Annotated in this window: 19 protein-coding genes; 5 read left to right on the top strand and 14 right to left on the bottom strand. The window is 66.3% G+C overall.

The window, feature by feature from the left end; translation table 11 throughout:
• Window positions 1-8: 8 nt before the first annotated feature.
• Entirely contained in the window at window positions 9-1,187 is a 1,179-nt protein-coding gene (locus tag DXK94_RS04875; RefSeq protein ID WP_115524084.1) for a Ku protein, read from the bottom strand.
• Window positions 1,188-1,227: 40 nt separating this feature from the next.
• Between DXK94_RS04875 and DXK94_RS04870 the strand changes: the two genes are divergently transcribed.
• Window positions 1,228-3,774, top strand: coding sequence for an ATP-dependent DNA ligase (locus DXK94_RS04870; RefSeq protein WP_115524083.1), 2,547 nt, complete (start codon window positions 1,228-1,230; stop codon window positions 3,772-3,774).
• 134 nt (window positions 3,775-3,908) lie between these two features.
• Here the strand turns inward: DXK94_RS04870 and DXK94_RS04865 are convergent, their stop codons facing one another.
• Window positions 3,909-4,166, bottom strand: a complete 258-nt coding sequence (locus tag DXK94_RS04865) for a hypothetical protein (RefSeq protein ID WP_115524082.1) — start codon at window positions 4,164-4,166, stop codon at window positions 3,909-3,911.
• A gap of 612 nt (window positions 4,167-4,778) precedes the next feature.
• Between DXK94_RS04865 and DXK94_RS04860 the strand changes: the two genes are divergently transcribed.
• Window positions 4,779-6,368 carry an MFS transporter gene (locus DXK94_RS04860; RefSeq protein ID WP_115524081.1) on the top strand — a complete coding sequence of 530 codons (1,590 nt, stop codon included), beginning with the start codon at window positions 4,779-4,781 and terminating at the stop codon, window positions 6,366-6,368.
• A gap of 282 nt (window positions 6,369-6,650) precedes the next feature.
• The gene (locus DXK94_RS04855) at window positions 6,651-7,769 is read left to right on the top strand and encodes an FUSC family protein (RefSeq protein WP_115524080.1); all 1,119 of its coding nucleotides are present in this window, start codon (window positions 6,651-6,653) and stop codon (window positions 7,767-7,769) included.
• Here DXK94_RS04855 and DXK94_RS04850 read toward each other — a convergent pair.
• From DXK94_RS04850 to DXK94_RS04830, 5 genes are read right to left on the bottom strand one after another with little or no spacing between them, the layout of a single operon-like run.
• Window positions 7,737-8,510, bottom strand: coding sequence for an SDR family oxidoreductase (locus DXK94_RS04850; RefSeq protein ID WP_115524079.1), 774 nt, complete (start codon window positions 8,508-8,510; stop codon window positions 7,737-7,739). The two genes, DXK94_RS04855 and DXK94_RS04850, sit on opposite strands and share 33 nt — an antisense overlap.
• A gap of 45 nt (window positions 8,511-8,555) precedes the next feature.
• Window positions 8,556-10,412 (bottom strand): IucA/IucC family siderophore biosynthesis protein, encoded by a 1,857-nt coding sequence (locus DXK94_RS04845; RefSeq protein ID WP_309544309.1) that lies wholly within the window; start codon window positions 10,410-10,412, stop codon window positions 8,556-8,558.
• A gap of 20 nt (window positions 10,413-10,432) precedes the next feature.
• Window positions 10,433-11,002, bottom strand: a complete 570-nt coding sequence (locus tag DXK94_RS04840; protein ID WP_115524078.1) for a GNAT family N-acetyltransferase — start codon at window positions 11,000-11,002, stop codon at window positions 10,433-10,435.
• Complete coding sequence (locus DXK94_RS04835; protein ID WP_115524077.1) at window positions 10,999-12,384, bottom strand: lysine N(6)-hydroxylase/L-ornithine N(5)-oxygenase family protein; 1,386 nt, start codon at window positions 12,382-12,384, stop codon at window positions 10,999-11,001. Before DXK94_RS04835 ends, DXK94_RS04840 begins: the two co-directional genes overlap by 4 nt.
• The gene (locus tag DXK94_RS04830) at window positions 12,381-13,988 is read right to left on the bottom strand and encodes an aspartate aminotransferase family protein (RefSeq protein ID WP_395928216.1); all 1,608 of its coding nucleotides are present in this window, start codon (window positions 13,986-13,988) and stop codon (window positions 12,381-12,383) included. The genes DXK94_RS04835 and DXK94_RS04830 overlap by 4 nt, the downstream gene beginning before the upstream one ends.
• A 265-nt stretch (window positions 13,989-14,253) precedes the next feature.
• Here DXK94_RS04830 and DXK94_RS04825 point away from each other — a divergent pair, with 265 nt between their 5' ends.
• Window positions 14,254-14,598, top strand: a complete 345-nt coding sequence (locus DXK94_RS04825; protein WP_115524076.1) for a hypothetical protein — start codon at window positions 14,254-14,256, stop codon at window positions 14,596-14,598.
• A 217-nt stretch (window positions 14,599-14,815) separates the two neighbouring features.
• Window positions 14,816-15,199 carry a hypothetical protein gene (locus tag DXK94_RS04820; protein WP_258868434.1) on the top strand — a complete coding sequence of 128 codons (384 nt, stop codon included), beginning with the start codon at window positions 14,816-14,818 and terminating at the stop codon, window positions 15,197-15,199.
• Between the two features lie 75 nt (window positions 15,200-15,274).
• Here the strand turns inward: DXK94_RS04820 and DXK94_RS04815 are convergent, their stop codons facing one another.
• The 7 genes from DXK94_RS04815 to DXK94_RS04785 all read right to left on the bottom strand — a co-directional run bounded on the left by DXK94_RS04815 (window position 15,275) and on the right by DXK94_RS04785 (window position 22,128).
• On the bottom strand, window positions 15,275-16,231 hold the full coding sequence (locus DXK94_RS04815) for an NAD(P)/FAD-dependent oxidoreductase (RefSeq protein ID WP_115524075.1): 957 nt from the start codon (window positions 16,229-16,231) through the stop codon (window positions 15,275-15,277).
• Between the two features lie 106 nt (window positions 16,232-16,337).
• Window positions 16,338-16,664 carry a GNAT family N-acetyltransferase gene (locus DXK94_RS04810; protein WP_115524074.1) on the bottom strand — a complete coding sequence of 109 codons (327 nt, stop codon included), beginning with the start codon at window positions 16,662-16,664 and terminating at the stop codon, window positions 16,338-16,340.
• 82 nt (window positions 16,665-16,746) lie between these two features.
• Window positions 16,747-17,166, bottom strand: a complete 420-nt coding sequence (locus DXK94_RS04805) for a DUF1304 domain-containing protein (protein WP_115524073.1) — start codon at window positions 17,164-17,166, stop codon at window positions 16,747-16,749.
• Window positions 17,167-17,224: 58 nt separating this feature from the next.
• A complete protein-coding gene (locus DXK94_RS04800; protein ID WP_115524072.1) occupies window positions 17,225-18,076 on the bottom strand; it encodes a class II fructose-bisphosphate aldolase in 852 nt (283 codons plus the stop codon).
• Window positions 18,076-19,494 (bottom strand): GntP family transporter, encoded by a 1,419-nt coding sequence (locus DXK94_RS04795; protein ID WP_079598639.1) that lies wholly within the window; start codon window positions 19,492-19,494, stop codon window positions 18,076-18,078. The genes DXK94_RS04800 and DXK94_RS04795 overlap by 1 nt, the downstream gene beginning before the upstream one ends.
• Before the next feature lie 106 nt (window positions 19,495-19,600).
• Window positions 19,601-20,500: an NAD(P)-dependent oxidoreductase gene (locus tag DXK94_RS04790; RefSeq protein ID WP_115524071.1), complete on the bottom strand. Its 900-nt coding sequence runs from the start codon at window positions 20,498-20,500 to the stop codon at window positions 19,601-19,603.
• A 119-nt stretch (window positions 20,501-20,619) separates the two neighbouring features.
• Window positions 20,620-22,128 (bottom strand): four-carbon acid sugar kinase family protein, encoded by a 1,509-nt coding sequence (locus tag DXK94_RS04785; protein WP_115524070.1) that lies wholly within the window; start codon window positions 22,126-22,128, stop codon window positions 20,620-20,622.
• Window positions 22,129-22,283: the final 155 nt, after the last annotated feature.

Genomic DNA, 22,283 nt, shown 5'->3' with positions numbered 1-22,283 from the left:
ATCCCGGATCAGGCCGGCTTGCGGGCCCTGGTGGAGGTGGACTTCGCGGCAGGTTCAGCGGAGGCTTTGCCGGACGCCGTCTTGCTGGCGGTCTTGCTTGCCGTGGCCTTGGCGGCGGTCTTTGTCCCGGTGGATTTCGTGGCTGATGACTTCGCGGCGGTGGACTTCGTTTCGTCCGACTTGGCAGCGGTGGATCTTGCTGCCGTGGTCTTGGCGGTCCCGGCTTTGGCAGCCGTGGACTTCGTGGCCGGCTTTGATGCCGTGGAGGTGGTCCCCGCTTTTGCTGCCGCCGTCTTTGTTCCGGAGGCCCGGCGTGCGGGCTTGGCCTCCTCCTCGCCGCTGTCCTCCTCCTCATCGGACTCCCCGCCGGATTCATCGCCGGATGAGGCCGCCGCCCCGGCACCGCGCTTCCGGTCCAGGCTCCGTTTCAGGGCTTCCATCAGGTCAATGACTTCACCCTTGCCGCCTTCGCCTTCCTCCACGCCAAAGGTTGCTTCCGTATCCAGGGCGTCGCCCTGCTCGAGTTTGGCCTCGATCAGCTGGCGCAGCTGCACCTGGTACTCGTCCGTGAAGGAGACGGGATCGAAGTCCGCCGCCATGGACTCCACCAGCGCGGCTGACATCTCGCGCTCCTGGGGTGAAATCTTGACGGACGTGTCCAGTGCGGGGAAGTTGGCTTCACGCACCTCGTCCGGCCACAGGAGGGACTGCAGCACCAGCACGTCGTCCTTGATCCGGAGTGCGCCCAGGCGCGTCTTTTCCCGCAGCGCGAACTGGACAATAGCCACCCGGTCCGTGTCCTCCAGGGCCCGCCGCAGCAGCACGTAGGCCTTGGGCGTCTTGGAATCCGGCTCCAGGTAGTAGCTCTTCTCGAACATCATGGGTTCCAGCTGCTCGGACGGGACGAACTGCACCACCTCGATCTCGTGGCTGTTCTCCGCCGGAATGGACTTGAGCTCGTCCTTGGACAGGATGACCGTCCGGCCATCTTCCTCGTAGGCCTTCTCAATGTCCGAGTAGTCGATGACCTGGCTGCAGACCTCGCACCGGCGCTGGTAGCGGATCCTGCCGCCGTCGGCATTGTGAACCTGGTGCAGACTGATGTCATGATCTTCAGTGGCGCTGTAGACCTTGACGGGGACGTTGACCAGGCCAAACGCGATGGCACCTTTCCAGATGGCTCTCATTCCTACAGTCAACATCAGTCCGGGCCGGAGGTGAAGCCCTATGGCAGCAAGTAAGGAGCGTGTCCGCGTTGCCGGACGTGAACTCACGCTGACCAACCTGGACAAAATCATCTATCCGGAGACCGGCACCACCAAGGCCGACGTCCTTGCCTACTACGCCGCCGTCGCCCACGTCCTGATCCCCGCGGCAGCCGGCAGGCCGGCCACCCGCAAAAGGTGGGTCAACGGAGTGGGCACCGCGGAAAAGCCGGGCGAGGTGTTTTTCCAGAAGAACCTCGAGGACTCCGCACCGGGCTGGCTCCCCCGGGCGGCCATTACCCATAAAGACCGGACCATTCATTACCCGATGGTGAACGACCCCGCCACGCTGACCTGGTTCGGCCAGATCAATTCCCTGGAAATCCACGTGCCGCAGTGGCAGGTGGACTCCCACGGGAACCAGCTGAACCCGGACCGGCTGGTCCTGGACCTGGATCCCGGCGAGGGAGCGGGTATCGAGGAATGCGTTGAGGTGGCGCTCCTGGCCCGGGCCATCCTGCAGGACGTGGGCATGGACCCGGTACCGGTGACCAGCGGCAGCAAGGGCATCCACCTGTACGCCGCCCTGGACCGCAGCCAGAGCTCGGACCAGATCTCGGCATTCGCCCGGGAACTGGCGCGCGCCCTGGAGGCGGACCATCCGGACCTGGCCGTCAGCGACATGAAGAAAACCCTCCGCAAGGGCAAGGTGCTGGTGGACTGGAGCCAGAACAACGCGGCGAAAACCACCATCGTGCCCTACTCACTGCGCGGCCGCCCCACCCCCATGGTCGCCGCGCCCCGCACCTGGCGGGAAATCAGTTCTCCGGGGCTCAAGCACCTGGATTACAAAGCAGTCCTGCGGCGGGTGCAGGACGGCAAGGACCCGTTTGCCGCCGTCGTCCAGGCCGCGGGCCATCCTTCCGGCGACGCCGGAGGTCACGGCGGGAACGGGCATGGCGGTGACGTGCACGACGGCAACCCCCGCCTGGGGAAGTACCGCTCCATGCGCGACCCACAGAAGACACCCGAACCGTTCAGCGGCGCGGCAGGCAGCGGCGACGCGTTCGTCATCCAGGAGCACCACGCCAGCCGGCTCCACTTCGACCTTCGGCTGGAGCACGAGGGCGTCCTGGTGTCCTGGGCCCTGCCCAAGGGCGTCCCGGAATCCGGCGGCAAGAACCACCTTGCCGTCCAGACCGAAGACCACCCGATGGACTACCTCACCTTCCACGGCACGATCCCTAAAGGGGAGTACGGCGCAGGCGAGATGACCATCTGGGACACCGGCACCTATGAGCTGCACAAGTGGATCAACGGCCGCGAGGTCATCGTCACGCTCAACGGGTCCGAGGGCGGCGGCCTGGGCGGGAGCAAAAAGTTCGCTCTGATCCACACCGGCCGCGGGCAGGGCAAGGACGCCGAGGGGCAGTGGCTCATCCACCTTATGGACACGGAGCATCAACGCGGACGACGGCCGCACGCGGCGCCGCCTCCAGAGCCGGCGGAGGTGCCGGAAGAGGAGCCTGAGGACGTGCCGGATAAGAAGGCGCCGGAGGACGCGCCGGAAAAGAAGGAGGCGCCGGCTGCCGCTTCGCGCCCGAATCTCGCACCCCAGGATTTCGGGCCCATGATGGCCACGTCAGGTGACACCGCCGACCTCCAGGGCAGCAACTGGCAGTTCGAACTCAAGTGGGACGGGGTGCGCGCCATCATGGTCGCGGACGAAACCACTGTGCGCATCTTCAGCCGCAACGGCAACGACGTCACGCGGACCTATCCTGAACTGACCGACCGGCAGTGCTGGCCCGGGCAGCCGTTCGTCGCAGACGGTGAGATCATCGCCGTCGGGCCCGCCGGCAGGCCTGACTTCGGACTGCTGCAAGGCCGGATGAAGCTGACCCGGCCCGCCGACGTCGCGAAGGCCCGGACAGCCATCCCGGTCCGGCTGGTGCTGTTCGACCTGCTGTACGACGACGGGACGGACCTCCGGCGGTTGCCGCTCACCAGGCGGCGCCAGAGGCTGGAGCAGTTCTTTCGCCCCTCCGGCTGCCCGCTGGACCTTTCCCTTGTCCTCGAGGACAAGGTTGAACACATCCTGGAAAGCGCCCGGGAGCTTGGCCTCGAAGGCGTGATGGCCAAACGGACGGACAGCCGCTACGTGAGCGGACAGCGGACCCGCACCTGGATCAAGCTCAAGATTGAACAGACCCAGGAAGTGGTGGTGGGCGGCTGGCGGCCGGGCAAGGGCGGCCGCCAGGACACTGTGGGTTCCCTGCTGGTGGGCATCCCTGAAGGGGACAAACTGCAGTACGTGGGCCGGGTGGGCAGTGGGTTCAGCACGCGGGAGCTTGCCGAACTCCGGCAGACGGTGGAGCGCCTCGCGAGGAAAACCTCACCGTTCCACGACGTCCCACGACCGGACGCCGCGGACGCCCACTGGATTGCCCCGCAGCTCGTGGGTGAGGTGACCTACAGCGAGTGGACCGGCCCCGGGCGGTTGCGCCACCCGGTATGGCGGGGCTGGCGGCTCGACAAGGAACCGTCCGAGGTGGTGCGCGAAGCGTGAGCCGGGCTTTCGACGCACACCTTCATCCGTGACGCGGAAATTGCCTGGCGACCACCACATAGTGGGGTCGCCAGGCGATTTGCGTGTCGATGGTTATTCAGGGTGTCGCCAGCGCGATGGTTGTCCGGGCCAGGTCAGGACGAGTGCGGCATCTGCGGCCGGCTGGTGCGGTGAACGGCCGTCACTGCGGCTTCGTGGCCCATCCTGCCAAGGCCGGAGCCGCGTTCCTTCGGGTGCCGCCGCTTTCCGTTGCCATCCGGCCACGCGTTCTGCTGCGGCATTCCGGTTGCACCGGCCACTGCGGGACCAGGCAGGTCCGGAGTGTTCATCGCCGCCGCCAGGTGGTCGGCAAGCTCGGGTTTGATGTGTGATGTACGGACTTTGTCAGCCATGTGATCTTCCTTTCCGCGATGAAACGAAGTGTTGCCCGTTACCGCCACGGGGGCGTCCGGGGATCGCTGAAAATGCCAGCGGACTGTAATGCGCACCGTGCCCAGCAAGTGTTGCGCGGGCCTGACCGGAGGGGCGGGGCACAGCCGGACCCTCTCCGGCCGCACGCATCCGCCTACTCAAAAAGAAGGATTCCCATTGCTCCACCATAGGCACCGAGCAGCCGCCTGTGAACCCCTTGGCCCGAGGACGGAAAAGAAGGCCGACGGCGGTCCTTGGGGCCCGCGCCACGACGCCGCTGCGGGGACGGAAGGGAGGCACGGAGACTGCGTGAGGACGCTCACTTTTGGCGGCGGAGTACCCGCAAAAAGCATCCCAAACCGGGTTGCAGCCAAAAAAATTCGGTAACGATCTGTGCCGGCGGGCCCATCCCTGTAATGACGCGGGAATAGGCGGGAAAACAATGTGGGAAAAGTCAGCGCAAACGGCCCCAAAAGAGCTGATCCTACGGCATTTCGGGCGGGGAAGCCATGGTTTTCCCGTAAAATTGAAGGCCTGCCCGGAGCGGGGCAGCTACAAGTCGCAAGCAAATGACCTCCACAGGAGTTGCCCAAATGCCCACAGACCGAAGCATGACCGACTCTTCAGCAGGCGCCAGGAACGCCAGCGGAACAGACCAGGCAGCCGTCACGGCTGCCAAGAAGCCCCGGCGGCTGCCACGCCGCCGGCTCAAGGAATCCGATGTCAACGTCGTGAACCAGCCGATGCTCAAAAAAGCACTCGGCGGCACCATCGTCGGCAACACCATGGAGTGGTACGACGTAGGCGTTTTCGGCTACCTCATCACCACCATGGGGCCGGTCTTCCTGCCGGAATCCGACCCCACAACGCAAACCCTGTTCCTGCTCGGAACCTTCGCTGCCACGTTTATCGCCCGCCCTCTGGGCGGCGTGATCTTCGGCTGGATGGGCGACAAAATGGGCCGGCAGAAGATCCTTGCCGCCACCCTCATGCTGATGGCCGCGAGCACCTTCGCGATCGGCCTCCTGCCCGGCTACGCCCAAATCGGCCTGTGGGCCGCCGGCCTGCTGGTGCTGCTGAAAATCGTGCAGGGCTTCTCCACGGGCGGCGAATACGCCGGCGCCACCACGTTCGTCAGCGAGTACGCGCCGGACAAGCGCCGCGGGTTCTTCGCCAGCTTCCTGGATATGGGCAGCTACCTGGGCTTCGCCCTGGGTGCGGCCCTGGTCTCTGCCCTCCAGCTCACCCTGGGACAGGCTGCCATGGAGGAGTGGGGCTGGCGCATCCCGTTCCTGATTGCCGGTCCGCTGGGCCTGGTCGCCATCTACTTCCGCAGCAGGATCGAAGAATCCCCCCAGTTCCAGGCCACCCTGGATGCCCAGGAGGACATCGCCAAGAACGCTGCCGCCTCCGACGAGGCCGCGGCCAAGGGCCCGGTGGGCATCGTCAAGGCTTACTGGCGCTCCATCATCGTGGCCATGATCCTGGTGGCCGCAGCCAACACCGCCGGCTACGCCCTCACCTCCTACATGCCCACGTACCTCACTGAGGCCAAGGGCTACGACGAAGTGCACGGCACCCTGCTGACCATTCCGGTCCTGGTGGTCATGAGCCTCTGCATTCCGCTGACCGGCAAGCTGTCCGACCGGATTGGCCGCAGGCCGGTCCTGTGGATCGGTGCCCTGAGCACGGTGGTCCTGGCAACCCCGGCCTTTCTGCTGATCGGCATCGGTGAAATCTGGTCCACCCTTGCCGGCCTCGCCCTGATCGCCTTCCCGGTGACCTTCTACGTGGCCAACCTGGCCTCCGCACTGCCGGCGCAGTTCCCCACGTCCAGCCGCTACGGCGCCATGGGCATCGCCTACAACTTCTCGGTGGCGATCTTCGGTGGGACCACGCCCTTCGTAGTTGCCGCCCTGATCAGTGCAACCGGGAACGACATGATGCCCGCGTACTACCTGATGGGCACGTCCCTGGTGGGTGCGGTGGCTATCTACTTCCTGAAGGAATCAGCGCAGCGTCCGCTGCCGGGTTCCATGCCCAGCGTTGACACCCAGGCGGAAGCCCGGGAACTGGTGGCCACCCAGGACGAGAACCCGCTAATCGACCTGGACCAACTGCCGTTCGAAACGCAGGACGTCACGGACGCCCGTGCGGCCGACAAGGTTCCGGCCGGGGTCTAGATTTCCGGCGGAGCCAGGCGCGTCTTGTAGCCCACGCTTCAAAGGCCCGTCCGGCATGTTTCCTTGGGGGAAGCATGCAGGGCGGGCCTTTGCCGTACCGCTTTTTCATTGCCCCGCGGCGGGACAGGCAGGCCTGCGTGCTGGGCCGGCCCTCTCCTGGGCGGCCCATGTCCTTGTGTGTCCGTACGGCGCCGAAGGATATGACTCCGTTCAGGCCGTCCGGCAATAATTTTTGGTGGGCCGGCAAACGGCCCGGACAAACAACGGCGGGGATGGTGCGGGATGAAACGGGTGGTTGAGCAGGTCCGCGCCCTCCACCGGCTGGAGCCTGCCAACAATGACCACCTCGCGGCGCTCCGGGTGGCCGCCAGCGTGGCCGTCCCCTCACTGCTGCTTCTGGTTGCCGGCCGGCCGGACCTCATCATCTATGCCGTGTTCGGGGCACTGACGGGTATGTACGGGCGGAACGAACAGCATCAGCTGCGGCTCCGCCACCAGGCCCAGGCCGCACTGGTGCTCCTGTCCGGCGTAGGCGTGGGCGTGTTCCTGTCCGTCAACCATCTTCACTCCTGGTGGCTGGTGGCTGTTGAAGCCGTGCTTGCCGGGGTGGGATCCGTGTATTCCGACCGGGTGCGGCTCAAGCCCAACGGCCCGTTCTTCGGCATCCTCGCGCTGGGCGCCTGCGCCTCCGTCCCGACGGTGGTTCCCTGGTACGTGGCCATGCTGATCGCCTCAGGCAGTGCGGCGTTCTCCGTGGCGGTGGGTTTCAGCGGCTGGCTGCGCCGGCGGTCCTGGCAGCGCGGCGCGGCGAGGAATCCGGGTTTGGCCGGGCGCCGGGACGTAATGCTGCACGCCGCCAGGTATGTGCTGGCGGTGGGGGCTGCGGGTTCGCTGGGCGTGCTCAGCGGCAGCGGTCATCCGCACTGGGCCATGGCGGCGGCTGCCGTCCCGCTGGCCGGAGCAGACCTCCCCAGCAGCGTGCGCCGCGGCGTCCACCGCATCGTGGGGACCTTCGTGGGGCTGGCGGTCACCGCCGTCGTCATTCTCCCTGAGCCATGGACCCTCACTGGGCTTTTCCCTGGGCAGCAGGCCATCCTGCTGGCGCTGCTGGTGATCCTGTTCCAGTTCACCACTGAGCTGTTCATGGCCCGCCATTACGGCTTTGCCATGGTCTCTTTCACACCCGTCATCCTGCTGATGACACAGCTTGCCGCACCCATCGACCCCGCCCTCCTGATCCTGGAGCGTGGCGTGGAAACGCTGGTGGGGGCGCTGGTGGGAATCCTGGTGGTGGTGGCCGTGCGGCGGGCGGGGTCGCGGAGCCCTGCGGCCCTGCTGGGACGGGCTCCCCTGTTGGGGCGTCTGCCCTTATTTGGGCGTGCGGGGAGGCCCCGCCACTAGTTTGGCGGGAGCTACGCGCGCCACCGCCGCCACCAGCTTGTACCGCTTCGACGGGATGGACACGGCCCGGCCGCGTTCGTTGTCGGCCAGGCCTTCGCGGACCACACGGCCGGCGTGCAGCCAGGCCCACGACGGCGCCACGGATTTGTCCATGCCCATCCGGTCGTGGAACTCGGTGTGGGTGAAGCCGGGGCAGACCGCCGTGACCTTGATGCCCTGCCTGCGGTAGGCGAGGTTAGCCCAGCGGCTGAAGCTCACCAGCCACGCCTTCGCCGCCGAGTACGTGCCCCGGGGCAGGAAGGCGGCAATGCTGGCCACATTGATGATCCGGCCCTCACCGCGCTCCAGCATGCCTTTGAGGGCAGCGTGCGTGAGCACCATGGCCGTTTCGCCGTGCAGCTTCAGGTGCTTTTTCTCCTCGGTGATGGAATTGTCCTCGAAGTTGTGCAGCAGCCCGATCCCCGCGTTGTTCACCAGGATGCCCACCGGCCGCTGCGAATCGGACAGGCGTCCGACGACGGCGGTCACGCCGGCGTCGTCGGTCAGGTCCGCGGGAAGCACCTCAGCCATGATTCCGTAGCGCCGTTCCAGGTCCGCCGCCGTATGTTCAAGGCGGGCCCGGTTCCGCGCCACCAGGACCAGGTTGGTGCCCTGCGCAGCAAGCTGGCGGGCGAACTCGGCGCCCAGCCCCGCGCTGGCCCCGGTGACGAGTGCGGTTGTTCGGGAAGTGGTTGGCATCATGCTGCCAGCCTAGCCACTTTGACCTTCGCCGGATGTTCCCTGCTTTTACCGCCCGGCGAACTTCGCCAGCGGGTTGGCAAGGCGCCCGGCCATCTGCAGCCCGCCCGAGGGATCCGCGAGGTCCAGCATCTGCTGGTTGTTGCGGAGCTGGAGCCGGTTGAGGCAGGACAGTTCGAAGTCCGGGGCGAACAGGTCGTGGCGGGCGAACTGGTCCGCCAGTTCCGGGTGCTGGCCCTGATAGTCCGTGATGGCGGCTGCTGCCGTGCGCCAGAAATCCTCCTGGCCCAGGATCCCGTCCTCTTCCAGGAGTGCTGCGAGGAAGCGGAAGATGCAGTCGAAGATGTCCGTGAAGATGGCCAGCACCTTTTCCCCGTCCGGGATGGCAGCCTGGATCCGGGACACCTCCTCGGGAAGGTCCAGCCGGTCCCCCATCACCACGATCTCCTCGGCGATGTCCTTCATGATGGCCTGGACGGGGACGCCGTCCTCGAGGACCAGGATGACGTTCTCGCCGTGCGGCATAAACGCCAGCTCGTACCGGTAGAGGCAGTGCACCAGCGGAACCAGGTAGGCCTCGAAGTAGCGGCGCAGCCAGTCCGCTGGTGCCAGCCCGGAGCGCCTAATCAGCGCGGAAACCATCGGCTTGCCCGCGGAATCGGCATGCAGGAGGGAGGCCATGGTGGCCAGCTGCTGCCCGTCCTGCAGCAGCGGCAGGGGGCTTTCCCGCCACAGGGCAGAGAGCATCTTGCGGTAGGGGGAACCGGGGGCGGACCCCGCCTCGTAGTAACCGTTGTGGTAGCCAAGGGCGGCGATTTCGCCGATCATGGTGAATCCGCGCTGCTGCAGCGCCCCGTCATTCTCGATCAGGGTGCGCAGCCAGTCGTTGATGGCCGGTGTTGCCTTCATGTACTGCGGCGACAGCCCGCGCATGAACCCCATGTTCAGGACGGACATGGCGGTTTTGACGTAGCTCCGGGCCGGGGCGCTGGTGTTGAAGAAGGTGCGGATGGACTGCTGGGCCTGGTACACGTCCGTCCCGGCCCCCAGGTAAATGATGCGGCGGCGGGCGATCTCCGCCGCGAAGGTGACCGTGAGTTTGTTTTCCCACTGCCACGGGTGGACGGGCATAAAGAAGTACTGCTCGGGGTCCAGGCCCTGGAGCTGCAATTCGTTGGTGAAGTCGCCGGCCAGCGGGCCGAGTTCGGCATCCAGGTGCGCCCGGTAGTCCAGCCCTGCACTTGAGGTGAACACGGCGTGGCTGCGGTGGACGGCGATCCATTGCAGCCGGACAGGGGCGCCGGTCTCCGGAGCAAACGCGTGGTAGTCGCTGATGCCGAAGCCCAGCCGGCCGTTGTTGGCCACGAAGCAGGGGTGGCCCTCGGTCATGCTGCGTTCGATGGCCTGGAAGTCGGCGGCGGCATCGCGCCCGCCCGTGATGCCGGCCGCGAGTTCGGCGGCGGACGGCTGGCCGGCCCACTGCTTGTAGGCGTGGCTGGCCAGGGTGCTGCTGATCTCCTCCAGGTAGACCGGGAGCATCTGGATGTTGATGCCGAGGGTGGTGTGGAACGCCGTGATGAATTCCAGCACGTCGAGCGGCGCTTCGGTGCCGTCCCGGAAGCACCGGATGGAACCGGCGTCGATGGACCAGTGGTCAAGTTCCAGGATCCGGGCGCAGAAGCGGTACTCGTGCGAGCCGTCACCGCTGCGGAGCCGGTAGCTGCCGGTCCCCTCATCCCCCGGTTCATCACTCAGGAGTTCCGGAGCGATGATCCGTTCGTGCGAGAACTCGGCGAGCGCTTTGCGGAGCAGGTGCCGGTTGGCCATGTCCCACCGGTCTCCGGCGAGGTGGGGCGCGGCGTTGGCAGCGCCGGCGGTGGCAGGGTCCGCGGCAAGGGCGGACACAGCGGAATCGAGGTGGACGGTCACAGTGCAGCTCCCTGCGGGACGGTTGTGGACAAAGTGTCGAGTGCGGCGCGGGCGGCCAGGTAGTCGGAGCGGCTGCAGAAGCTCAGCAGGGCGTCCTTGTCCGGCAGGGTGACGATGCCTGCGGGCTGGAAACCAAGCCGTTCATTCAGTGCGTGGATTTTGGTGTTCCGCGCATCCGGCTCCACCACGACGCGCTGCACCTCCGGCCTGGCGAACAGGTGGTCCAGGACGGCGTCCATCGCCGCCGTGGTGTACCCGGGTTCCGGGCCTTCCGACGGCGGCGCCACCAGCAGGTGCATGCCCACGTCGCCGGGCTGGACGGCGTACAGGCCTGCCAGCGGCGAGGACTCGGGAAGGTACTCCTCCATCAGGAAGGCGGGGACGCCGCCGTCGAGCCCCAGCAGGGCGTGATGGTGCCCGCTGGCCTGGATCCTGGCGTATTCCTCCACCACATCCTCCACGCCGGCGGAGAGCATTCCCCAGAACGAGGCGTACGGCTGGGTCACCCAGCTGTGCAGGAGCGGTGCGTCGGCCTTCGCGTCAAGGCAGCGGAACGTGAACCTCATGCGGACACCCCTGCCGCAACGCTAACGTCCGTGCCTGTCCCCACGTCCGCGCTTGTCCCTACGTCAGCCCGGGCGCCAATGCCCGTAGGTGACCCGAACTGCTGGAACGCGATGCTCCGCTCCACCGGGTAGACCTCCCGGCCGGTGATCTCCCGCAGGATGCAGGAGTTGCGGTATGCGCCCATGCCCAGGTCCGGGGTGACGAAGCCGTGGGTGTGCAGCTCGGCGTTCTGGACGAAGATCTCGCCGGGTTCGACGCCCGTGCTGTAGTTCCGGTCCACTTCGAACCGTCCGGCGCTGTCGCGGGAAATCCGGTCCTGCACGCCGGCCAGGAACCCGGGCTCCCGGTAGCCGTAGCCGGTGGCCAGGACAACCCCTTCGCTGTCCAGGGTGTAGGAGCTGCGCTGCTCGCCGTGGTGCAGGTGCAGGATGTGCGTTCCGGCCGCTGCATCCCATTGTGCTGCGGTAAGGGTCGAGTGGGTCAGCAGTTGGGTGTCCACCATGCCGGAAAGGCTCTTGGTGTAGAGCAGGTCGTAGATGGCGTCGATGAGATCGGAGTTGATCCCCTTGTAGAGGTTCTTCTGCGTCTTGTTGAGGTGGTCGCGCTGGTGCTGCGGGAGGCCATGGAAGTAGTCCACGTACTCGGGGGACGTCATTTCGAGGGTCAGTTTGGTGTATTCCAGCGGGAAGAACCGGCCCGAGCGGGTGACCCAGTTGAGCTGGTAACCGTGGGCGTCGGCCTCCTGCAGGAGCTCGTAGTAGATCTCGGCCGCGCTTTGGCCGCTGCCCAGGATGGTGATGCTGCGCTGCTGCTGGAGTTCGGCCTTCCGCGCCAGGTAGTCGGCGTTGTGCAGGACCACTCCCCCGCGCCCTGCCGCTGCGTCGGCAACGATTCCGGCAGCCGCTTCCGGAACATAGGGGGATGTGCCGGTGCCCAGCACCAGCCGCCGCGCCAAAAGCACCTCCGGCCCGTCCGGACCGGAGACAGCCAGCCGGTACACGCCGGCGTCGTACGTTACATCCAGCACAGCCGTGCCAAAACGGACGGACGGCAGCTGGCCGGCCACCCACTGGCAGTACTGGTTGTACTCAGCCCGCAGGGGGTAGAAGTTCTCCCGGATATAGAAGCGGTACAGGCGCCCTGTCTGCTTCAGGAAGTTCAGGAACGAGTAGGGCGAGGTGGGGTCTGCCAGGGTGACCAGGTCCGCCATGAACGGGACCTGAAGGTGGGCGGGTTCCAGCATCATTCCGGGGTGCCAGTCAAAGGACGCCCGCTGTTCCAGGAAGATGCCGTCCACGTCCTCCAGCGGTTCGGTGAGCGCGGCGAGGCCCAGGTTGAAGGGGCCGGCGCCGATGGCAGCGAAGTCGTGTATGCGGGTCATGCGGACACCTCGCTCTGCAGCAGGTCCGCGCCGGTGCGGCGCAGGAGCCCGATGATCTCGGCGATGTCCTCGAGGGTGGCCTCGGCGTTGAGGAGGGTGAACTTCAGGTAGTGGCGGCCGCCCACCTTGGTGCCGGCCACCACGGCCTCACCGGAGGCGAAAACGGCGGCACGGATGGCCGGGTTGAGGACGTCGGCGGTATCTTCCGGGAGCCGGACGCCGTCGACGACGGGACGGTACCTGAACACCAGGGTGCTCAGCTGGGGTGCAGCGGCAAGTTCGAAGTCGTCGTCGGCAGCCAGGAGCGAGCCGACGCGGGCGGCGAGGTCGATCGCCTCGTCAAACAGCGCGCCGATGGCGTCGGCACCCATGATCCGCAGGGTGAGCCACAGTTTCAGGGCGTCGAACCGGCGGGTGGTCTGGATGCTCTTGTCCACCTGGTTGGGGATGTCCGCCAGTGCCGCGCTTTCCGGGTTCAGGTAATCGGCGTAGTAGGTGATGTGGCGCAGCATGGCGGACTCGCGGACCAGGAGGGCGCTCGAGCTTACCGGCTGGAAGAAGGTCTTGTGGAAGTCAACGGTGACTGAGTCCGCCAGGCGGGTTCCGTCCAGCAGGTGGCGGTAGCGCCCGGAGACCATCAGCCCGCCGCCGTATGCGGCGTCGATGTGGAACCAGGCCCTGTAGGCACGGGCCAATGCGGCGAGTTCGGCGAGCGGATCCACGGCGCCGAAATCGGTGGTTCCGGCGGTTGCAACCACGGCCATCGGTGTCAGGCCGGCATCCCTGGCTGACGCCATGGCCTCAGCGAGCGCGGCCGGGTCCATCCGGTGATCGGGCGTGCAGGGAACGGTGATGACGGCGTCGAAGCCGAGGCCCAGCATGGAGGCAGACTTCTGGATGCTGAAGTGGCTGTCCTCGGAGGTGAAGATCCGCAGCGTATCCAGCAGGGCCGGAAGGCGGAGCCCGCTTTGGGCGGGCTCCCGGCGGAGGCCGGCTACGGCGTGGTTGCGCGCGATCAGCAGGGCCTGGAGGTTGGACTGGCTGCCGCCGGACGTGAAGATGCCGTCCGCGTTGTCACCGAGGTGCAGCCGCTCTGCTGCCCAGTCGATGAGGCGCCGTTCGATCATGGTGGCCCCGGCGCTCTGGTCCCAGGTGTCCAGGGAGGAGTTCACGGCGGACAGGATGGCCTCTCCCACCAGTGCGGGGATTACCACGGGGCAGTTCAGGTGGGCTGCGTACTTTGCGTCATGGAAGTAGATGGCGTCCCGCAGATAAACGGTTTCGAGTTCCTGCAGCGCGGCCGCCGTGTCCGGCAGCGGGGTATCCAGGTCCACCGCGCCCACGCGCGCCTTCATTTCGGAAGGCCCGACGCCGGTAAAGGGCCGGGTGGTCCGTTCCAGCTTGGTTGCCACTGCGGTGACGCCCTGCAGCACCTGCGCCACGTAGCGGGGTGAGTTCCTGGCGTTGAAGAGATGGTTGGTTGCCCCCAGCGCGAGCTCCACCCGCGAGCCGAAATCCTGCCCCGGCGGATCCTGTTTGGCATGGACTTCGCTGTTGTGCGGGTCATGCACGTGTAACTCGTCAAGGCGGGGCATCAGCGACACTGGTCATCCTTCGGTCAGCGGTTTTTCTTGGATTGCAAAGGCAAGCCTTACTTAGGTGAACCTTTTAATCAAACTTTTGTGTTGTATTTGTCTGGAGCCGCAGAAACCAGGGGTTTTCGAAGTCGCCGGGGAGTCATTGACTGGCAGGCCGAAGCGTTCTGCTGCAAAATGCCCTTCACCCCGCAACTGCCCAAGGCCGGAAGGCTCTCGGCTAGGCTGGGGTTTCCGGCAGCTTGGCCGGGGCGCAGAAATGCAAGGGGGAAGCATGGGACAGCAACCATCCGGAGCCACCGGATTCCGGGAAGTGGACCGCGACGGGAACCCGCTGCCGCATGAAACCGGGGCCACAGAGCCTCCTGCCTGGACGCCTGGCGCGTGGGCGGCCGTGAATCCGTTCATTGTGGTGCTGTGGCTGTTCGCCATTGGGCTGATTGCCGGCGGCGCTGCGGCCTTCTTCTACGGCATGGGCAACCAGTTCTCCCCGAACGGGCAGGTGCCCGTGTCGTTCCTGGTCCTGACCAACGCGCCCTACGCTATTCTCCTCGGAATCGCAGCACTGTTGTGCCTGCTGTTCTGGCACGCGCTGCAGTGGCAGAAGCGGCGCGGATAGGTGAAGCAGCCTACGCAGCCACCCGCAAGACACGTCACCAAAACCCACTCGGCGTGACACCGGACCCGCTAACGCGGGGTGTGCCCTGGACCACAAGCTGATTTGCGTGACGATTAGTAAGCATGCTTAGGTATTGGGGTAAATGAACCTCCGCAAGCAGTTCGCGGCGGAGCTGCCAACGCCGGCAGCTTCGTGAAGAAGCCCAAGGATGAACATCATGACCAGCGTTACAGAAGATCACTTGACGGCGTTTGGGGAACGCACAGAGGGAGCACTGGCTCCCGTCGGAACCAACGGGCCCGTGGACGTGGGGCTTCTGTTCACCCTGAATTCGCGGATGCATTGCCGCACCCCGATGCAGCGCATTGATCCTAACGAACTGCCCGTACGGCAGCCTGTCTATGTTGACGGGACAGGAGTGGTTCCCCTCGGTGCAGGTGCCGCCGCCGGCAACGTGGTCACGTACCGTTGCGCCTGCGGCTTCACCATCGATGATCCCGCAGCTGATGCCGCCCGGTTCAACGCAACCGAATTCAACGCAACCGAATTCACTTCAACCCCGTTCAACCCGGCGGCGGGCGGTCACGCTCTGGCGAGCTGACTGGCACTGGAGCTACCGGCAGCTGCCTGCACTGTTCCCGGGCGCTGCGGCTACCGCCGTTCCCATGCGTTGCGGCTACCGCGCGTAGGCCCTGGCCTCCTCCACGGCCTGCCGTGTATCAGCAAGAACCAGATCAGCATTAATGGCGGCGGCGGCCCTCAGGCCGGCTGCCGCCGCCGTCATCACCTGTGCCGAGACGTCCGTGGCATTACCGGCAGCCCACACTCCGGGGCAGGACGTGCGCCCGGATTCATCCGTCTCCAGGCAGGTGCCCTCCCCCTCGTCCAGGCCGCACGGTTCAAGCCCAAGGCGCTGGAGCATATTCGCTTTGCTGACGGTTGCGGGACTGACGGCCAGCACATCCAGCGGGACCACGTGCCCGCCGTCGAGCACCACCCCCACAAGCCTGTCGTTGTCGGTCTCCAGTCGTTGGACCCTTCCGTCCACCACACGGACATCCCGAACACGCAGCTGCTCTTCCCCCTCCGGGCCCAGGGACAAGGCGCCGTTCAGGAAAAGCGTGACGTCAGGGCTCCACTGCCGGAAGGTCAGCGCCTCAGGAACGGCGTTGGAGTCCGATGCCAGGATGCCGATCCGCTGGTTCCGGATTTCCCAGCCGTGGCAATACGGGCAATAGAGGACGTCCCGTCCCCAGCGTTCCGCCACGCCGGGAAGCTCCGGCAGATCGTCGGTGATCCCGGACGCGATCAGCAGGCGCCGGGCGCTCATGGTGGAGCCGTCCTTGAGGCTGAGAATGAAATTGCCGCCGTCGCGGCTGGCTGACGTCACGAACCCCTCAACGGCCGTCCCACCGTACCGGGCAAGCTCCTCCCGGCCCGCGGAAACAAGCTCCCTCGGGCTCATGCCTTCGCGGCTGAGGAAACCGTGCACTCCCTCGGCCTTCAGGTTCCGCTGTTCCCCTGCGTCGATGACCACAACGGACCGCAAGGCCCTGGCCAGGGCAACGCCTGCGCTCAGGCCCGCCGGGCCGCCGCCGATAATTGCCACGTCGAACAGTTCCCCGTGAGCCATGTTGTCCCTCCCGGTCTGCCATCGGCTTGATTTCCTGCAGATGGATTACCCGGTTGGGCAGGCCTCTAACAGCGGGCAGGCCTCTAACAGCGGGGAGGTTTTGTGATCACTCAGGCCAGTCGACGAACTGTTCGTACCCCTCGTGCTTCCGCAGGTAGCCGGCAATGAAGGGGCAGTGCGGAACGATGCGTTTGCCGGTGGCCACCACATCATCGAGGGCGAAGTGCGCCAGGACCTTTCCCAGGCCCCGGCCTTCGAAGTCCGGCCCCGTTTCCGTGCGGATGAAGTCGATGTGTCCGGGAAGGTCCTCGAAGAAGGACTGGACGGCCAGCGTGCCGCCCACCAGCAGTTCGTAGCGGTGCTGCGCATCATTGCGCCGCAGCGTGACATCCGGCGTGAACTTATCCTCGGTGGACATTGTGTTCTCGGTCATGGTTCGACATTGGCACTACTTCATCCTGCTGGCAATGCCCGCGCAGCAAGACTAGGGCTACGAAAACAGTGCATGCCGGCGCTTACAGCACCACGGCGAGGAGGCCCAGGACGACGGCGAGGAGCGGCGTGGCGCCCTGGGTCACGGCCGCGCGGAGGTACTTTTTGCCGGTCAGGGCGAGGACCAGTGCGGCGAGGAGCATCGAGCCGCAGCTGGCGAAGATCAGCGTCCAGCCCACTGTGGACTGCCCGGCTGTGGACTGCGCTGATCCTTCGGGTGCCAGCGCGATGCAGCCGATGCCGATGAAGGCGCCGATTGCCAGGAAAAGGTTGTAGAAGCCCTGGTTGTAGGCGAGCGGCCTGGTGGTCTCGGCGTCGGACTGGGAGGCAACCCCAAAGCGCTTCCACGTGGCCGGCCGTGTCCAGGTCAGGGACTCCATGGTGAAGATGAAAACGTGGAGGGCGGCAGCCAGGAAGGCAAAAAGGAGGGAGGCCAGGATCATTGCTTGATCCTAGCCTCCCCGCATTGTCGCGCCCTTACGGTAGCCGCAGTGCAGTCCTTCAGCGCGTCAGCATGCCCAGCGCAGCCGTGGCGAATCCCCCTGCAGACCGGTTCCAGTGGCCCAGCAGTGCCTGCAGGTTTTCGCCGTCGGCGCGGTGCGCCGGCAGCTGTTCCTGCAGGGTGGCAAGCACGCCGGTACGGAGCTCGGTGTTGAAGTTGACCTTGCCCACGTTCATGGACGCCGCCTTCACCAGTTCCTCCGCCGGAATGCCGGAGGCGCCGTGCAGCACCAGGGGAATGTGGGTCCGCACCGCGATATCCTGCAGCACGTCCCACCGCAACTGCGGTTCGCCCTTGTACTTGCCGTGCACGTTGCCCACGGCCACGGCCAGGAGCTCAGCTCCGGTGCGGGACACGAAGTCTTCCACCTGGGCAGAGTCGGTCAGGCCGACCACGGAAACACCGGCCTCATCCGCACCGAAGGCGCGGTCCTCGTCACCGGCCAGGCCGCCAAGTTCCGCTTCAAGCACGACGTCGGAGCCCAGCAGTGCGCGGGCAGCGACCACCAGCGCGATGTTGTCCTCGTAGGGAAGGGAGGAACCGTCGGCGAGGACGGAATCCGCCCCGGCCGCGACGGCGTCGGCCATCACTGCAAGGTCCGAGGCGTGGTCCAACTGCACCGCCACAGGCACGGACGCCGCATCCGCCAGGCCGCGGAGCGCTGCGATCAGCCGCAGGCCGTTGGGAGTAGCAGCGATTTTGGGCGCCACCAGCAGTATGACGCCGCGGCCGGACTCCTCTGCAGCGCCCACGACGGCCAGGGCGGTGGTGAAGTCGTAGCAGGTGAAGGCCGGGACAGCCGAGCCCTGCTGCAGGGCGGAAGTGACAAGCTGGTCCAGTCGGGTGCGCATCAGACGGTGAGTCCGCCGGTAACGATCCAGACCAGGAACGTGAGCGCGAACCCGGCCAGGCCCAGGACAGTGGTGAGCACAGTCCAGGTCTTGAGTCCGTCTGCCACCGACAAGCCGAGGAAGCGCGTCACGATCCAGAAGCCGGAGTCATTGACGTGGCTGAGCCCAAAGGCGCCGAAGCCCATGGCCACCAGGATGAGTGCCGTCTGGAACGGTGAAAAGCCGCCGTCCGCCACGGAGGCTGCCAGCAAGCCGGAGGTGGTGATGATGGCCACCGTTGCAGACCCCTGCGATGCCCGCAGGATGGCTGCCAGGACGAAGGCCATCACGATGACCGGGAGGCCGGCAGTCTGCAGGCCTTCTGCAAGGGCCTTGCCGATGCCGGATACAGTCAGGACCTTGCCGAAGACGCCGCCGGCACCGGTGACGAGGATGACGATGGCGGTGGGAGCCAGCGCGGAGTCCATGACCTCACCGGTGTGCTGGGAGGACCAACCGCGGCGGATGCCCAGGAAGTAGTAGGCCAGGCCCAGCGCGGTGAGGAGTGCAATCAGCGGCGCTCCGATGAATGCGGCCAACTGGGAAGCGAAGCTGTCCTTGGGCAGGATCACTGCGCCCACCGTGCCCACCATGATCATGAGGATCGGAAGGACAATGAGGGTGATGATCATGGTCGGGCTGGGAGCCGTCTTGACCTGGCTCTTGACGGCGACGTTGGACGTGCCCTGCGCAGCTTCCTGCTCGACCTGTGAAGTGCCGGTACCAAAGAGGCGGAACTGCTCGGCCGTGGCGGGCAGCATGGCGAAATCACGGCGGTTGAGCCTGCGGGCAACGAAATAGCCCAGGACGCCCACTGGGATGCAGAGGGCGAGGCCGATGATGGTGGTCCAGCCGATGTCTGCGCCCAGGATTCCGGCACCGCCAACAACGCCGGGGTGCGGCGGGACAACAACATGGATGGCCAGCATGATGCCGCCGACGGGCAGGCCGATCTTGACCGGGTTGACGCCGGCAGCCTTGGCGAAACCGTAAATGATGGGAATCAGGATGATGAATCCGACGTCGAAGAAGACCGGGATTGCCAGCAGGAAGGCTGCGGAGGTCAGGGCGGCAATGACGCGGCGGGGACCGAGCAGCTGGGTGAATTTGCCGGCCAGTGACTGTGCGCCGCCGGAAATCTCGATCATCTTGCCCAGCATGGCGCCGAGGCCCACCAAAATGGCGACGGACCCAAGGGTGCCGCCCATGCCTTCTGTGACGGTCTTGATGACGTCCGGCAGCGGGATGCCTGCCACCAGCGCCACGGAGACGCTGACCACGAGCAGGGCAAGGAAGGCGGGGATCTTGAACTTTATGACGGCCACGAGCAGCAGGGCGACGCCCGCAACTGCGATGGCCAGGAGAGCTAGTGCGCTCATCGTGTGTCTCCTTTGACGTCGCTAGTTAAGCCTAGCGAGCTGGGTGTGTACGACGGCGGCGGAGGGGGGACCGCCGCCGTCGCACGTTGAGGGGGGAGGTGGGTTGCTACTTGGTGCGCTTGGTAGGGGCGACCACCTTGATGACGGCGGAGTCATCGGCGGCGGCGAGGCCCTGGGCCTGGCCCAGGAGGTAGAGCTGCTCCGCTGCCGCAGCCACGGGGGCTGCGAGGCCGGCGGCGCGGGTGGCTTTGCCAACGATGCCCATGTCCTTGACGAAGATGTCCAGGCGGGACAGGACCTCGGCGCCTTCCTCGGTGTAGGCCTCGAGGATTCGGGGCCCACGGTTGGACAGCATGAACGAGCCGGCGGCACCGGCTTCGAGGGCGGCGAGGGTCTTGGCCTGGTCCAGTCCCAGGGCGTCCGCGAGGGCCATGGCCTCGGCTGCGGCCACGATGTGGACACCGCAGAGGAGCTGGTTGACGGTCTTGAGGGCCTGGCCATCGCCCGGCTTGTCACCCACCACGGTCAGCGTGGAGGCCAGGAGTTCAAGGGCGGGAGCAGCCTTTTCGCGGGCTTCGGGGGAAGCGCCCACCACGATCAGCAGGTCGCCTTCGCCCGCACGCTTAGGGCCGCCGGACAGCGGGGCGTCCACCAGTTCGACGCCGTATTCGGCCAGCTTCTCCACGGTGGCGGGGATGGCTTCGGTGCCCACGGTGCTGCCCAGGATGACCACGGCGCCGCGTTCCAGCACGGAGGCCACGCCGTTCTCGCCGAAGAGGACGTCGTTGAGCTGTTCGCCATTGCGGACGGCGAGCAGGACGGCGTCGGCGCCCTTGGCCGCTTCGCGGGCGGTAGCGAAGGTGGCGATGCCGGCTTCTTCGGCGAGCTTCAGGCGGGGTTCGGCGATGTCGAAGCCGTGGACGGTCAGCTGGCTGGCGAGGCGGGTGGCCATGGGCAGGCCCATGGCGCCGAGGCCCAGGACGGTGACGGTGTAGTTGCTGGTCATGGTGTTCTCCTTGAAATTTGCTGGGCCCACGTCGGCGAGGGCCCCGGCCCGGGGAGCCGCTCCGGCGAGGGCCCCGATCCGAGCTTGCGAGGGTTGGGAGCCGGTGCGGACTTGCGAGGTTAGGGGGCGAGTGGGGATGTGTTGCTGAGCTTGCGGGTGACGTCGGCGAGGGAATGGTCGTCGCCTACGTTGCCGGCGAAGACGATGTACGGGATGCCCTTTGCGGGGCCGTCAACCGGTTCCCACAGGCTGACGATGCCGGGGAGCATGGGGCCGCGGACGATGGCGTGGCGGATTTCCAGGCCGTGGGCCGCCACGTCGGAGGAGGTGATCCCGCCCTTGGCGATGACGAACCGCGGCGGGAAGGTCTTCAGGGTCCGGTTGACCACGGCGACGACGGCGGCGGACACGGTGCGCGCGATCCGCAGGCTTTCGGCGGGGTCGTCTGTCTTGATCAGCAGGCGGCTGGTGTGCACGATGACGTCACCGCCGCGGAGGGCCTCGACAACGGCGTCCACTGTCTGTTCCAGATGGTTGGCGGCGGCTGCTTCATCGCCCAGCAGCTTTTCGACGTCGATCTCGATGATCCGGGCCGAGCTGTGCTGTTCGGTCAGTGCCTTGAGCTGGCGGGTGGTGACTCCCACGTGCGATCCGACGACGATCAGGCCGCCGGCCTCGGACGGTGTGTTGCCGGCGTAGGCCTCGGCTCCGGTCAGTTCGGCGCGGATTTCCTGGCCGATCCTGGCGCGGCCGAAGGGCGGGCCCACGCGGTAAAGGAGCTTCTTGCCGCGGCGCTCGGCTTCCTCCAGGCCCAGGGCCAGGGCGCGGAGGTCATTCTCCGTGACGATGTCCGCCACGACCGGGGTGGAATGGCTGGCGCCGGCAATGGCGTCGGCGATTGCGTTGGCGCTGATCTTTGCGCTCTCGGCGGGGTCCCCTGCTGCGGCACCCGCGCGGATGATGTTGAGGTCCAGGACAATCACCGAGTCTGCCGCGAAGCGGCCCTGCGACTTCTCCTGGACGTACTCGGCCATCACGGAGGTGGTGAAGCCGAAGGTGGCGTCCTTGGCGAACTCGGTTTCGGAGACCGCGGTGAGCGTCCCGGCGGCGTCACCGGTGCCCCGCATGTAGTGGACGCCACCGATAGTGACGCGCCCGGCGTCGGGGAAGGCAGGGACCAGGACCACGCCGTCGGTGGTTTCGCCGCTGACTTCCTCAACGGTGGCGGCGATGACGTCGGGTTCCAGCGGGTAATGGCCGCGGAGGGTGGAATCGCTGCGGCTGACAAACCCCAGGCGCAGCGCGTCCGGCGAGCCGGCGGCGGAGAGGGCGTTGCGGACCACTTCCCCGTTGCGGGCGGCTGCTTCGGCCGGATCGAGGCTGCGGGTGTTGGTCAGGACGTACACGGCGGGCTTGGCCTGGCCGAAGGCCCAAATGAAGTCTTCAACCTCCCAGCGGGTGAGCACGGGCAGGTCCGACACGGATTGCGTTCCCGTGGGGTCGTCGTCGAGCACTACCAGCACCCGGGGAACTTCTGCGTTGGACGCGGCCAGCGTGTCCGCAACCAGCCCCGCCGGGATCTGGATTTCAGCCGGGTAGGCGGCCAGAAGGTCTGCTTCAAGCGTCACAGTGCACTCCGTTGTGTAGTGATCCGGGGTGGCGGATCCTGATGTAAATGTATCTGTAAGATGTCTGACATCTTGCATCTGATGCTAGTGTGGCATAGGACATAAAGACGCGCAAGTAGACTTGTCCGACATATCCGCTGGGCAAGGGCGCGGGC

It is taken from the genome of Arthrobacter sp. RT-1, assembly GCF_003367205.1.
In the GTDB taxonomy this organism is placed as follows: Bacteria; Actinomycetota; Actinomycetes; order Actinomycetales; family Micrococcaceae; genus Arthrobacter.
This window is presented reverse-complemented; position numbering and strand designations above follow the sequence as displayed.